We start from the raw sequence: 12,742 nt of genomic DNA, 5'->3' as shown, positions 1-12,742 counted from the left end.
TGATTCGGCAGATACTCGCCGGGCTTCGTTGCGTGCGTGTCGGCGGGACGTGGCGTCTTAAGCGCGCTTCCACGGCACGTCGGCGGCCAGGCGGGACGAATCGCACGATGCCAGGAGCGCTGCCGATGACCCCGACCGCCACACCCGTCATACCCGCCGAACCTGCTCGAGGCGCGGAACAAGGGCAGACACTTGCGCCGCACGCGCCGTTTTTTATCGTGATGAACGCGGGATCGGGCCGCAAGCAGGCCGATGAAACTCGCGCCGTGCTGGACCGCGAACTTGGCGCGGCGGGCCGGCGCTTCGAAATGTGCGTCGTCGATGACCCCGGCCGTCTGCCCGCCGCCGCGCGCGAGGCGGCACAACTGGCGTTCGATCAAGGCGGCGTGCTGGTCGGTGCCGGTGGCGACGGCACGCTATGCGCCGTGGCCGAAGCGGCGCTTACGCGCGGCGTGCCATTCGCGGTGCTGCCGCGCGGCACGTTCAATTACTTCAGTCGCGATCACGGTATTCCCGCCGATCTCGAGCTCTCCACCCGCCTGTTGCTCGAAGCGCGCGTATTTCCCGCGCAGGTGGGCTACGTGAACGGCCAGATGTTCATCGTCAATGCGAGTCTCGGTCTTTATCCCAAGCTGCTGGAAGATCGCGAAACCTACAAGCAGCAATTTGGCCGCAGCCGTTTGGTCGCGCTGTGGTCCGCGCTCAACACGCTATTGCGGCGGCATCGGCATTTGCGGCTGCATATCGAGCACGAAGGGCAAGTGCGCGACATCCGTTCATCCACGCTCTTCGTCGGCAACAACCGGCTGCAACTCGAACAGATCGGCATGGCCGAAGCCGGCGCACTGGAACATGGCTTGCTCGTCGCCATTGCGCCGCGTCCGGTCGGGCGGCTCGCACATCTGTTCCTGTCCTTGCGCGGCGCGGCAGGGCGGCTATCCGACTCCGATCACGTGACGAGTTTCACATTCGAGCGCATTACGGTGACGCATCCGTCCGGACGACGCCGTCGAGTGAAGATCGCAACCGATGGCGAAGTGGCGTGGCTGCAGATGCCGCTGGAATTCCGCGTTTCCGACAAGCCATTGCTGCTGCTCAAACCCGAGCCGGCCGTGGCCGAAGCCAATCGCTCATGAACGTTTTGCTGCAAATATCCGATCCGCATTTCGGTACCGAACGCCCGACGGTGGTGGCGGCGCTCTTGCGGCTCTCCGATGCCATCTCGCCCGATCTCGTCGTCGTCTCGGGCGACATCACGCAGCGCGCGCGGCGGTATCAGTTCGCGCTGGCGGGCGCCTTCTTCGATGCCCTCGGCGCGCGGCCCCGGCTCGTCATTCCCGGCAATCACGACATTCCGCTCTTCAATCCGCTCGCGCGGCTTTTTCGTCCGTATGCGAATCATCAGCGCGTGTTCGGCGCGGAGCTCGAGCCGTCGTTCGAATCGGACACGCTGCTCGTGCTCGGCGTGAACACCACGCGTCCGTTCCGACACAAGGACGGCGAAATTTCGATGCAACAGGTCAAACGCGTTTCCGCGCGGCTCGAAGCGGCAAGCGCGAAGCAATTGCGCGTGGTGGTCACGCATCAGCCGGTTGCGGTCACGCGCGCGAAAGACGAGGCCAACCTTCTGCATGGACACGAGCGCGCCGTGCAGCGCTGGGCGCGCGCGGGCGCCGATCTCATTCTCGGCGGCCATATTCATCTGCCCTACGTGTTGCCGCTGCACGATACCTTCGCCGGCCTGCCGCGCAAGCTGTGGGCGGTGCAGGCGGGCACGGCGCTGTCCCGGCGCACGCGCGGGACCATCGACAATTCGGTGAACGTGATTCGCTACGACGGGTCTTCGGGTACGCGCAGCACGACCGTCGAGCGCTGGGACTATGTGGAAACGAGCGAGCGCTTCGAGCTGATCGCGCGTCACGATCTCGCGCTGGATAGCGCCGCCGCCGAACCGGCAACAGTCGCATCCGCCTGATCGACGCTCTTGGAGCGCTTCGTGCTGCTGCAACTCAGGAAGCTATGTACGCCGGATGACGAGTTCCGCGAAACCTGTCGCGGGATCGTGCTCACGCGTGTAGCGTTCGTCCGGCAACTTTGCGATCAGCACTTCCGCCGTCGTGCGCACGATGCATCCCGCCGTGACGTGGCCGCCGAAGACGCGGCCATCGGCATCGGAGATGCTCATGTGCAGATGCGGCCCATCCGCCGATAGCGATCCCGCCAGCGTCAAGATTTCGAGGTCGCCGCGCAGAACGGTTGCCTCGTCGCGCCCGGCATAGCGCAAGGCAGCCACGCTCAAGCTGCCAATGCCTTGCAGGACGAACGCCGCGCCCGCTTCTTGCGCGCTTTTTTGCGAGCGAACTGCGAGATCGAGCGCGAGGCGCAGGTCATCGCCGGGAGAAAGACGCAGGGTAAGCGTGTGCATGGGAGTTTCGCCGCAAGCGTAAGCGTGAGAACGAGCGTAAGTCGAAGGAATGCCAACAAGCGTACACGTTCGCACGGCCCGATGGCATGATGGACCGTCGCTTGCATCGCCAACAAACCGATTGGAGACGCCATGAGTTTCGAACTGACGATGCTGGCCTGGACGCTCATCCTCGCTCTCGTGCAAGTGCTGCTGCCCGCGTTCTTGCGCAACAAGGAGACGGGCCTCAGATACAACGCCGGTCCGCGCGACGGCCCGGCGCCGCCGCCGCGCAAGCTCACCGGGCGTCTGATGCGAGCGCAATCGAACCTTTTCGAGACCTTGCCGATCTTCGCTGTCGCGGTGCTGATCGTGCATGTCGCCGGGCGCGAAAATGCGCTTACGCACTATGGCGCGCTCATGTATTTCGTCGCGCGCCTGTGCTACGTGCCGCTTTATGCGGGCGGTGTGCCGTTCGTGCGCTCGCTGGTGTGGCTCATTTCCATCGTGGGTATCGTGTTATTGCTCGTGCCCATCATCTGACGCGTGATTGAACGTGATCGACCTCAAGGGAGTGATTGCATGTCCGCACAACCGTACGATCCATCGGTAGTGGAAGTCGAAACCGCGCCGGACCCCGAGTTCGCGGTGATCCTCATGCACGGACTCGGCGCGGATGCCAACGACTTCGTGCCGCTCGTGCCCGAACTGCGTCTGGCCGATGCCCCCGCCATGCGCTTCGTGTTTCCGAACGCGCCGGAGATTCCCGTAACCGCGAACAACGGCTACGTGATGCGCGCGTGGTACGACATCCTGTCGTTCGAAGGTATCAACCGGCGCGTGGACGAGGCGGGCATCGAGACGTCTGTGGCCTTCGTGCGCGAACTCGTTGCGCAGCAGAACGCGCGCGGCATCGCCTCCGAGCGCATCTTTCTTGCCGGCTTTTCGCAGGGCGGCGCAATGACCTATCAGGCGGGGCTCACGCATCCGGAAAAGCTCGCGGGGCTGATCGTGCTGTCGGGTTATATCCCGTCGAAAGGCTTGATCGATGCCTCGTTCAGCGATGCGAACCGCGACACGCCGATCTTCGCCGCGCACGGCAGCTTCGACGACGTACTCAACGTGCGGCTAGGCGAGGAAGCCGTGGACTTCGCGCGCGAGCAGGGCTGCACGGTGGAATGGAATACGTATCCGATGCCGCATTCGGTCTGCATGGAGGAAGTGGAAGCACTGCGCGAGTGGCTGGGTGCGCGCTTGCGCGAGGGTTGAAGCGCCGCGTTGGTATGCCCGCCGATCCGCTTCGGCAAGGTGGAAGCCGCAGCGTGTCGGCATTGCCGCGGCGCGCGCCGGTTGCATGAAAGAAGCGGTGCACTAGACAAGCACGTCAGCCGCGCAATGTCCGAGCAAAGAGTTCGAGCACCGCGTCCGCATTGACGCCGATACACGCGTCGCACGATGGCCGCGTGTCCCAATCCGGCGCGCTGGCACGCATCGACGTGGGCTTTTGCACAGTCAAACCCGCTGCGATACCTTCGGTCAGCACGCGCACCGGCCCGCTTCTCGTCGTGAACAGTTCGCGCGCGACGACGAAAGCGGCCGCCGAATAATCGTGTGCGTAGATGCCGCGCGTCTCGCCGTCGTTCGCGTGAAAGCGCTCGTAAAAGCGCGAGACGTTCCATACGAACCGGCCGGCATCGCCTGCGCTGTCCCGCACATCGGCGAGAAACGCGTTCGTCATCACGGTTTCATGCGTTACATCGAGCCCGACGATCGACACCTTCCACGGCGCGCCGAAGACGATATCGGCCGCTTCCGGGTCGCCATGGATGTTCGCCTCGGCGGCGGGCGTCACGTTGCCGAGCGCGCCGTTGTAACCGAACGCGCCGCCCATGACGACGACCTCGCGCACGAGCGATGCAATCTCCGGATCGTCTCGCAACGCGAGCGCGAGATTCGTGAGCGGCCCGACCGCGAGCAGCGTGATTTCGCCCGGCTCCGCGCGCACCTTCTCGATGATGAACCGATGGGCCGCGCGCCCGTCCTCGTTCACCATGACGGCTTCCGTGCGCTCGACGTTGCCGAGCGCATCGTCGCCGTGGATATGCGGAATAGGTTCGGGCGCGGCGCGTTGCAAAGGCGCCGCCGCGCCGCGCACGACCGGCACATTCGGCGCGAAACGCGATGCAAGATAGAGCGCGTTGGCAGTCGTCGTATGGATATCGGCATTGCCGAACACGCTCGTGATGCCGATGAGTTCGATCCGCGGATGCAACGTCTGAAACACGAGCGCGATAGCGTCGTCGATACCGGGGTCGGTGTCGTAGATGACCTTGTGCACACTCATGCAATGGCTGCCTCGCAAGCGCTCTGGCCGGCGGCTGCGTTCGGCATCAACGCGACCATGCCGCGGCGCAATTCCGCCGGGCTCACGGGCTTGCTCAGCACATCCTGCTCGCACGCGAGCGGCACGATGGTGGCCGACGGTTCGCCCGTCACGACCAGACACGGACACGGACGGCCGAGCCTTGCGGTGCCCAGCATGGCTACTTCGCGCGCGGTCTTGGAGTCGCGCAGGCGGTAGTCGGTGATGATTAGATCCGGGAAGCGCTCGATGTCCGCGAGAATGGTTTCGAACTCGTCGAAGGTCGCGGCGGAGTCGTAGAGCACGCCCCATTGCGAAAGCAGCGCCTCGGTGGATGCGCGCACGAGGCCGTCGTCTTCCACGAGCAGCACGTAGCGCCCGCTAAGCGCCGCCGCTTCGTTCGCCTCGGACAATGCAGGCGCGCGCGTGGACGGCTTGTCGAGCGTCGGTCCGCACTGCGGCATTTCCAGCGAGAAACGCGAACCGCGCCCTTCGGTGGACTTGAGCTCGATGCGGTGTTCGTCCAGCATCGAAATGACCGCATTGACGATAGACAGGCCGAGTCCCAGCCCCTTGTCGCGATCTTGCTCCGGGTTGTCGACCTGGAAGAAGGGCTGGAAGATGGCGTCGAAATAATCGGCCGGAATGCCGATGCCGTTATCCAGCACGTCGATGCGCGCCCGCGTCGGCGAGCGCACCACGCCGACGATCACGGTGGGCTTGGCGGTCTTGCTGGCGGTCTTGCTTTGATCGGCGTACTTGATGCCGTTCGAGATCAGATTGGCGATGGCGCGTCCGAGCCAGTGCGCGTCGCTTCGCACGCAGACGACTTCCGACTTCGGCAGCCGCAGCCGCAAGTCGACGCCACGGCTCATGGCGAACGGACGCAATTGTTCGACGGCTTCCTCGATGGTTCGCCGCACGTCGAACACGTGATAGCGCGGCACCACGCGGCCCGATTCGAGCCGCGAGAGATCGAGCACGGCATTCAAGAGCCGCGCCAGAATGATCGACGAGCGCCCGCATTCGTCGATGAGCCTTTCCGCCTGCTCGAACTCGCCGTTGCGGATGGCCTCGGCGGCGGCTTGCAGGAACAGGTTGAGCGCGTGCATTGGCTGGCGCAGATCGTGGGTCGCGGCGGCGAGGAAATTGGACTTCTCGCGGCTCGCGGTTTGCGCGGCGATCATCTGCTGTTCGCGCAACGCGAGCAATGCCGTGGTCTTGTTCTCCTGGTCCTTCCTGGAGATCTCCAACTCGTCGTTCTTGCGCGCGAGCGAGCCGTTCGCGGCGCGCAGTTCGTCGTTGAGCGAGGCGAGCGCGCGCTCGGCGGAAAAGCGTTCGCGCGAGACGCGTTCGGCGTGCACGCAGACGCCGTGGCCGACCACGATCACGTTGAACATATAGAACAGTCCGGCAAAGAAATTCTCCGGATTGAGCAGATGCGCGGTGAGCTGCAGCACCACGATCGACGCCATGGTGACGATGCCCGCCGTCAGCACGACCCGCGAGCGCAGATAGAAGAAGCTGAACTGCACGAAGAGCGCGAGGCACAGCCCCGTGAAATGCTGCGTGTAGTTATAGGGCGAGGGCGTGATCGCGAAGAGCGCGAGGATCAGACACAAGAGCCCGTAGATGCCCGTGAGGATGACCTTCTCGGACATCGCGTGCGAGCGGAACGAGGGCCGCAGGACGAGACAGCATTCGAGAATCAGCAACACGATGCCCGCAAAGCGGATTGCCAGAATGTCGGACAGGCGCCCGTTCAGCGCGCTGTTGCCTTGCGAGAAACTGAAGTCCCACCAGAGGAAGCAGGTCCAGATGACGAGCGCGAGCAGCGCGGATGCGCGCCTGAACGCGCAGAAGCGCTGCGCGTGATCTTCGAGGAATTGCGCTTCCAGCGCGCGGTCGGCGAAAGCGGCCGGAATGGAAAGATTGCGAACGAGACTGAGCCCCGCTTCTCGCGCGGCGGAGAAAATCTCGGGAGTGCGCACACGTTCGGCGCGTTGAGGGACGGCCATCACTTGTTTGAGTCGCGGTTTCGGGGATATCTACTGTAGGACAACTTGGTCTTACCAATACGCCTTTTTTTAGGCATCAACCGTTAAAAACGGAAATTAATGCGAGCTTTTGGCGGGCGGACGCTGAAAAAAGATGGCTTTGGACGGCAGCGGCGGGGAAGGAGGAGAGAGTCGACGCGCAAAGCAACCGGTGCATCTCGGAACCGGATCAGTCGAACGGCGAGCCGGGCATGCCTGCTCGCCGTATCGAAGGACGGCCACGACAGATGCCCCCCGCGCGATGACGAGGGCTAACCGTACCGCGCGAGAGTGCGCGATACCGCGCCTCGCGCATTCACGATTTCGGTTTGGCCTTGGTGCTGCGTTTGGCGACCTGCGTTTCCTTGGCGCCCGCTGCCTTGGGCGGCGATGCCTTGGGACCGGCCGTTTTCTTGCGGCTCGACATTTCGGTTTCGGCGGGATTGCTCGCTTGAGCCTTGCGTGGGGATGGCATGATGACCTCCTTCAGTGTGTGTCCAGGACGAACACACTGATAACCATAGGACGCGCATAGCCGGGAATCAAGACGGCGCAAGGCTTTCGCGCCGTCTTTCGCAGAAAGCTTCTGAGAGCGAAGCAATTCGCGGTCTCGACGCGCCGCATCGACGCCAGTTCAGCCGATGAGCTTGAGCCCCGCCGGCAACGCCTCGCCGAACACGCGGCCTTCGTCGGCGCGATCGAGCGTGACGACTTCGCGGACCATGGCGATCCACGCTTCCGCCGCGCCCATCGTCTCCAGGCGCTGCACGACGGCGACGCGGATGTCGTCGGGAAGGTCGCGCGAACGGTCGCCCGTCATGCGCGCGATCTGCACGGCCGCGAACGCCGCCGGATCGACCTTCTTCCAGTCGAGCGCGAGGATCGCGCCGAGCCAGGCGGTCGCCGTCTCGGGCGGCACGACGCCATGCGCGCTGCCGTAGAACGGCTGCCGCGCGCCGATCCGCCCGACCGCCCACCAGCTCTGCACGTTCTCCGAAGGCTTCTTCAGCCGCGTGAGCAGCCATTCGCCGGTTTCGATCTTGCGCGCGACCGGCACGCGTTCGAGCGATGCCGCGAGCCGCACCATGTCTTCATAGCCCGCGCGCGCAGCGCCCGCCGCACGCCGATAGCGGCTCGTGCCGGGCGGCTGAAGCACGAAGGCCATGTCGTCGAGCAGGCGCAGTTGGGCGGCTTCGGGCAGACCGCCTGCCGCGCGCCGCCATAGCGTCCACCATTCGGACCAGATCTGGCTTTCGTTGCCGTACTGGATGCCCTGGTCGAAGAGCGTCCACAATTGCTCGACGCGCCAGCCATCCAGCGGATGACCGAAGCCCGGCCGCAAGCAATAGCCCGTCAGGTTGAGCCACAGCCGTTCGTGATCGGCGGAACGGCGGCGGCGTTTCGCGCGGTCCCACAGCGCGCCGTAAAGCTCGCGCAAGAGCGCGAGATCCCAGCTATCGCGCGGGCCGAGCGCCTGTTCGAGCAGCGCGCGCAGGCGCTTGATCTCCTTCGGGCCGACGTCCTGTGAACGCGCGCCGAAAGTGCGGTCGATCAGATCGATGGCTTTCGGCAACGCAGGATGCGTTTCGCTTGCCGCCGCGTCGTTCGACGCATTCTCCCGGCGCAATTGAAATTCGAGCAGCCAGCGTTTGGCGGGATCGTCGGTGGCGATGCAGTGCATCTCCAGCGTGCCGACTTCAGTGAGCGAAGTCGTCAATTGCACGGGCGTCTCGTTGGGCTTGTGCGCGTGATTCGCCTCCTGGCCGCGCGGATCGACGACCGTGGCGATGGGCGGCAAGCGCACGAAGTCGCCGGCCGAGGCGCTGACATCGGCGATCTCGCCTGCCTTGAACGTCGCATCCGCCACCGAAGACACCAGGTGAAAGCGCACCGGCGCGCCGAGCCGCAACGCGAAGGTGCGGTCCGCCAGATGGATGGCCTGACCTTCCTCGGTGCCGCGCGGCAGCACGCAGACGCCGCGCTCGCCAGCGTCGCTCTTGTCTTCGTCGAGCAGCAGGAAGTAGCTGCGCGCGGAGCCGCCGCCGATCTTCGGTGCGCGGCCCGCGCGCGCGAGCGCATAGGCGACTGCGCCGCGCGCCACGGCAACGTCCGGATCGTGATTGGCGAGCACGTGGACCGGCGCGCCGCGCCATGAACCGAGCGCCTCGGCGATACGGCTCGCAAGCGGTTCGGCGCGAAACACGCCGCCGTTCAGGAGCAGCGTGTCGGGAACGGGCAAGCTGGCTTGGTCAGATGCCGCTTCGCCCAACGCCTCGCGCGCCTGCGTGGCGTGTTGCGCGAGAAACGCCGCGACGTGCCGCGTGACGCCGGCATCGCTTGCATAAGGCAGCCCGAATTCGACGATACCCCCGCGCGCGCGACGCGGACGCTCGTCGGGCGCGACCATCGGAAAGAAGCCATCGACGATGATCCGCGCGATCTCCTCGCGCGTCACTTCCGTGGAACGCGCGCCGCCGATCAGCTTCGAGCCCGCGCCGAGCAGCGTGATCGTGGCCTTGTCCGGCGCGTTGGCGCCGAGCAATTGCTCCTTGGCCGCGCGGCAACGTTCGACGAGTTGCGAAAGACGCGCGGCGGAGAGGCGCTCCTGATCGTTGCCGGCAAGGCGTTGCTCCACCAGATGCGCAAGCGCCAGGTCCATGTTGTCGCCGCCGAGCATCAGGTGGTTGCCCACGCCGATGCGCGTCAGGCGCGGCTCCGAGCCGTCCATCTCGACCTGGATCAGCGTGAGGTCGGTCGTGCCGCCGCCGACATCGCAGATGAGCACGAGCCGCGTGGCCGCGAGTTCATCGGCGAGCTTTTCGCGATGGTGAAACAGCCAGTCGTAGAACGCCGCCTGCGGTTCTTCCAGCAGGCGCAGCGCCGTAAGCCCGGCCATGCGCGCCGCTTCGAGCGTGAGGGCGCGCGCGCCTTCATCGAACGATGCGGGCACGGTGAGCACGAGGTCCTGCGCTTCGAGCGGCGAGCCCGGAAAGCGATGGTTCCACGCCGCGCGCACATGCGCGAGATAACTCGCGCTCGCGGCGACGGGCGAGATCTTTTCGATGTCGTCGCCCGCGCCCCACGGCAGAATTTGCGCGACGCGATCCACCGAAGCATGCGAGAGCCAGCTTTTCGCGCTCGAAACGAGCCGGCCCGGAACCTGCGCGCCGAGCACGCGTGCGAGCTGGCCGACCACTTCGGGCCGTGCCCCGGCGTTTGCTTCACGGGGCCACGGCAACTGCAAGTCGCTCGCGTTCAGTTCTCCCGCCGCCGCGTGATACCGCAACGACGGCAGGAGCGGGCGCGCCGCCACTTCGCCCGGACTCACGAGCTGTTCCATCTCGAAGACGCGAATTTCGTCCGAGCCCGCTTCGGCATAGGCGACGACGGTATTGCTCGTCCCCAGATCGATACCGACGCGATAGCGCGCGCCCGCCGCCTTCTTACGCGCCGGCACTTACAGGCCCATGCCCGAGTCGGCGCTCACGCCGCCGCGCATGTCGAACTCGACCTTCCAGCGCTCGGACGATCCGCGCGGCACGGCTTCGAGTTCGAGCGTGCCGGCCTCGGTGATGCGCGCGTGCAGCTTGACCGGCACGACTTCGCCGGGCGTGCGCCCTTCCGATGGCAGCGATGCCTCGATCTCCTCGAGTTCCTGCAGTTCGTCCGGCTGCCAGTATTCGAGCAGCGTGCCCACCTCGTCCTGACGGCGCACCGACGAGCCGAAGAAGCGGAAATGCACCGGCTCTCCGACCACGAGCCCGAACTCCTGCGCGGGCAGCGCGGCCTCCGTGCCTTCCTCCATGCCGAAAGGCGCCACGCACAGTGCCTGCACGGGCGGTTCGAGTCCGGGCACGGCAGGCATTGCCGACTCGACCGCGACGTAGTATGCGCGTGCCGTGCCGCCACGAATGCGCACGCCCTTGCCGCGCCGAACATAGCCGTAATAGGCCGCGCCGCGCGCCACCGCCAGATCGAGGTCCGCGCCTTCGAGCAGACGCGCGGCGGGCGCGTTCTCGGCGGCGAGCCATGAATTGAGCGTGGACATGACGCGCTCGACCAGGAGCGGCGACTTGAACACGCCGCCGTTGAAGAGCACCGCGGTCGGATGCAGCAGCGTCGCGCCTTGCGGGGCTTCGTGCGGCAAGCCTTCGATTTGCGCGAGCGCGTTCACCTGACGGCCGAGGAACGCGGCGAGGTGACGCGTCACGGCGGCATCCTGCGCATAGGGCAGACCGAGTTGCGTGAGACCGGCGCGTGCGCGGCTGACCGGGCGCGCGCTGCCATCGACTTGCGGGAAGAAGCCTTCGAGCAAGATCTGCGTGAGTTCGGCGCGCGTGAGCTCGGTGCGCAGCGATCCGCCGATCAGCTTCGAGCCACGGCTCGGCACGACGAGCGGCACGGTTTCCGTGTCCGGATGGGTGAGCAGCGTTTCCTTGGCCGAACGGCACGCATAAGTGAGCGCGCGCAGTTGCCACGGATCGGGTTGCGTGCCGGCGGCCGCGAGCTTGCGCGCGACGATATGCGCGAGCGCCAGGTCCATGTTGTCGCCGCCCAGCAGGATGTGTTCGCCGACCGCGACGCGATGCAGTTCGAGATTGCCTTCACGCTCAACCACGGCGATCAGCGAGAGATCGGTGGTGCCGCCGCCGACATCGACGACGAGAATCACATCGCCCACTTTCACTTGCTTGCGCCAGCCGCCCGTCGACTTCTGAATCCAGCTGTAGAGCGCGGCTTGCGGTTCTTCGAGCAGCGTCATGCGCGCGTAGCCGGCCGCCGCCGCAGCTTCGGCGGTGAGTTCGCGGGCGGCGGGGTCGAAGGAGGCGGGAATCGTCACGGTGACGTCCTGCTGATCGAAAGGCGCGTCCGGATGCGCGTGATTCCATGCCTCGCGCAAGTGCGTGAGATAGCGCACCGAGCTTTCGAGCGGCGAGACGCGTTCGACTTCCTCGGGGGCATCGGCGGGAAGGATGGCCGCGCGACGATCCACGCCCGGATGGCAGAGCCAGCTTTTCGCGCTGGAGACGAGGCGAATGGGCGTGCCAGCGCCCCGGCTGCGCGCCAGCTCACCGACGATAAACGGCCGTTCCTGCGTCCACGGCAAGGTCAGATCGCCGGGCGCGAGTTCGCTCGGATGCGGCAGATACAGAAACGAAGGCAGCAACTCGCGCTCCTCGGCCGCGCCAGGAGCCGTCAGTTGCGCGATGGACAGCACGCCTTGCGCGGTCTTCTCGCCGTCGCTTGCGGACAAGTCGACGTAGGACAGCGCGCAGTGCGTGGTGCCGAGATCGACGCCGATGGAATAGCGCGGCGCGTTCTCTTCGTGATGATCGCTCATAGCTCCACCTCGGCCGGTGCGACGATGCTCGCGTCGTGTTGGTCCGCGAGCTTCGGCAGACGTGTTTCAGCGACCTTCCAGCCGCGATGGCTGAGATTGCCCGAGAACGGCGGCTTGCCGACGACGTTGCCGGTCACCCGCACGGCGCTGGCGTCGAAACCTTCGGGCAGCGTGATGCGGCTGCCTTCGGATTCGTTGCGCACAGGCTGGATCGTGAAATGTTCGCGCAGCACCGAGCGGCAGCCGTCGTGCACGAGACGCGCGGCCGCGCCGATATCGGCGTCGCTGTAGTTGGCGATGTCTTCCTCGACGAAATCGATGAAGCGGGCGTCGCGCTGCAAAAGGCCGAGCAATTGCAAGGCGGCGACGGGGCTCGATTCCTTCAGCGGCGACGGCGCGGGCTTGGGCGCGACCGGCGCGGTTGCCACCGGCGCGGCGGCGGGCACGGGCGCTTCCGGCGCATGCGGGGCTTCGCGCAGGCGCTGCACGCGGCCGGCGAACGCGCCGTTGCCGAGCACGCCGAAGAACGCTCCGAAGGCAATGCCTATCCTGCCGAAGAAGGACGGATTCATGTCGGTCATGTGTTTGATGCTCCTTGT

General features: G+C 65.8%; 11 protein-coding genes. 4 read left to right on the top strand and 7 right to left on the bottom strand.

Annotated features, from left to right (window positions below):
• Positions 1-125 precede the first annotated feature (125 nt).
• Both LDZ28_RS18720 and LDZ28_RS18715 read left to right on the top strand, forming a co-directional pair.
• Entirely contained in the window at positions 126-1,136 is a 1,011-nt protein-coding gene (locus LDZ28_RS18720; RefSeq protein WP_244828528.1) for a diacylglycerol kinase family protein, read from the top strand.
• Positions 1,133-1,975 (top strand): metallophosphoesterase, encoded by an 843-nt coding sequence (locus LDZ28_RS18715; protein ID WP_244828526.1) that lies wholly within the window; start codon positions 1,133-1,135, stop codon positions 1,973-1,975. The genes LDZ28_RS18720 and LDZ28_RS18715 overlap by 4 nt, the downstream gene beginning before the upstream one ends.
• A gap of 42 nt (positions 1,976-2,017) precedes the next feature.
• Here LDZ28_RS18715 and LDZ28_RS18710 read toward each other — a convergent pair whose 3' ends face one another.
• Positions 2,018-2,425 (bottom strand): PPC domain-containing DNA-binding protein, encoded by a 408-nt coding sequence (locus LDZ28_RS18710; protein ID WP_244828521.1) that lies wholly within the window; start codon positions 2,423-2,425, stop codon positions 2,018-2,020.
• 132 nt (positions 2,426-2,557) lie between these two features.
• On the opposite strand from LDZ28_RS18710, the gene LDZ28_RS18705 reads away from it, so the two are divergent.
• Together LDZ28_RS18705 and LDZ28_RS18700 are read left to right on the top strand one after the other, a co-directional pair.
• Positions 2,558-2,947 carry an MAPEG family protein gene (locus LDZ28_RS18705; RefSeq protein WP_244828519.1) on the top strand — a complete coding sequence of 130 codons (390 nt, stop codon included), beginning with the start codon at positions 2,558-2,560 and terminating at the stop codon, positions 2,945-2,947.
• A 39-nt stretch (positions 2,948-2,986) separates the two neighbouring features.
• On the top strand, positions 2,987-3,673 hold the full coding sequence (locus LDZ28_RS18700) for an alpha/beta hydrolase (protein ID WP_244828518.1): 687 nt from the start codon (positions 2,987-2,989) through the stop codon (positions 3,671-3,673).
• Positions 3,674-3,788: 115 nt separating this feature from the next.
• Here the strand turns inward: LDZ28_RS18700 and LDZ28_RS18695 are convergent, their stop codons facing one another.
• The 6 genes from LDZ28_RS18695 to LDZ28_RS18670 all read right to left on the bottom strand — a co-directional run bounded on the left by LDZ28_RS18695 (position 3,789) and on the right by LDZ28_RS18670 (position 12,724).
• On the bottom strand, positions 3,789-4,748 hold the full coding sequence (locus LDZ28_RS18695; RefSeq protein WP_244828517.1) for a nucleoside hydrolase: 960 nt from the start codon (positions 4,746-4,748) through the stop codon (positions 3,789-3,791).
• A complete protein-coding gene (locus tag LDZ28_RS18690; protein WP_244828515.1) occupies positions 4,745-6,784 on the bottom strand; it encodes a hybrid sensor histidine kinase/response regulator in 2,040 nt (679 codons plus the stop codon). The genes LDZ28_RS18695 and LDZ28_RS18690 overlap by 4 nt, the downstream gene beginning before the upstream one ends.
• 334 nt (positions 6,785-7,118) lie before the next feature.
• Positions 7,119-7,277 carry a hypothetical protein gene (locus tag LDZ28_RS18685; protein WP_244828514.1) on the bottom strand — a complete coding sequence of 53 codons (159 nt, stop codon included), beginning with the start codon at positions 7,275-7,277 and terminating at the stop codon, positions 7,119-7,121.
• A 159-nt stretch (positions 7,278-7,436) separates the two neighbouring features.
• Complete coding sequence (locus LDZ28_RS18680) at positions 7,437-10,259, bottom strand: Hsp70 family protein (protein ID WP_244828513.1); 2,823 nt, start codon at positions 10,257-10,259, stop codon at positions 7,437-7,439.
• Positions 10,260-12,143, bottom strand: coding sequence for an Hsp70 family protein (locus LDZ28_RS18675; RefSeq protein ID WP_244828511.1), 1,884 nt, complete (start codon positions 12,141-12,143; stop codon positions 10,260-10,262).
• Positions 12,140-12,724: a DUF2760 domain-containing protein gene (locus LDZ28_RS18670; RefSeq protein ID WP_244828507.1), complete on the bottom strand. Its 585-nt coding sequence runs from the start codon at positions 12,722-12,724 to the stop codon at positions 12,140-12,142. Before LDZ28_RS18670 ends, LDZ28_RS18675 begins: the two co-directional genes overlap by 4 nt.
• Positions 12,725-12,742 lie beyond the last annotated feature (18 nt).

Origin of the sequence: Caballeronia sp. TF1N1, from assembly GCF_022878925.1 — a bacterium.
Lineage (GTDB): Bacteria > Pseudomonadota > Gammaproteobacteria > Burkholderiales > Burkholderiaceae > Caballeronia.
Note: the sequence above shows the minus strand (reverse complement) of the source record. Positions and strands in the feature narration are given on the sequence as shown.

Coding starts and splice junctions, on each gene's coding strand:
- LDZ28_RS18690 (WP_244828515.1), bottom strand. CDS start 6,784: ATGGCCGTCCCTCAACGCGCCGAACGTGTGCGCACTCCCGAGATTTTC.
- LDZ28_RS18670 (WP_244828507.1), bottom strand. CDS start 12,724: ATGACCGACATGAATCCGTCCTTCTTCGGCAGGATAGGCATTGCCTTC.
- LDZ28_RS18710 (WP_244828521.1), bottom strand. CDS start 2,425: ATGCACACGCTTACCCTGCGTCTTTCTCCCGGCGATGACCTGCGCCTC.
- LDZ28_RS18675 (WP_244828511.1), bottom strand. CDS start 12,143: ATGAGCGATCATCACGAAGAGAACGCGCCGCGCTATTCCATCGGCGTC.
- LDZ28_RS18705 (WP_244828519.1), top strand. CDS start 2,558: ATGAGTTTCGAACTGACGATGCTGGCCTGGACGCTCATCCTCGCTCTC.
- LDZ28_RS18695 (WP_244828517.1), bottom strand. CDS start 4,748: ATGAGTGTGCACAAGGTCATCTACGACACCGACCCCGGTATCGACGAC.
- LDZ28_RS18685 (WP_244828514.1), bottom strand. CDS start 7,277: ATGCCATCCCCACGCAAGGCTCAAGCGAGCAATCCCGCCGAAACCGAA.
- LDZ28_RS18700 (WP_244828518.1), top strand. CDS start 2,987: ATGTCCGCACAACCGTACGATCCATCGGTAGTGGAAGTCGAAACCGCG.
- LDZ28_RS18720 (WP_244828528.1), top strand. CDS start 126: ATGACCCCGACCGCCACACCCGTCATACCCGCCGAACCTGCTCGAGGC.
- LDZ28_RS18715 (WP_244828526.1), top strand. CDS start 1,133: ATGAACGTTTTGCTGCAAATATCCGATCCGCATTTCGGTACCGAACGC.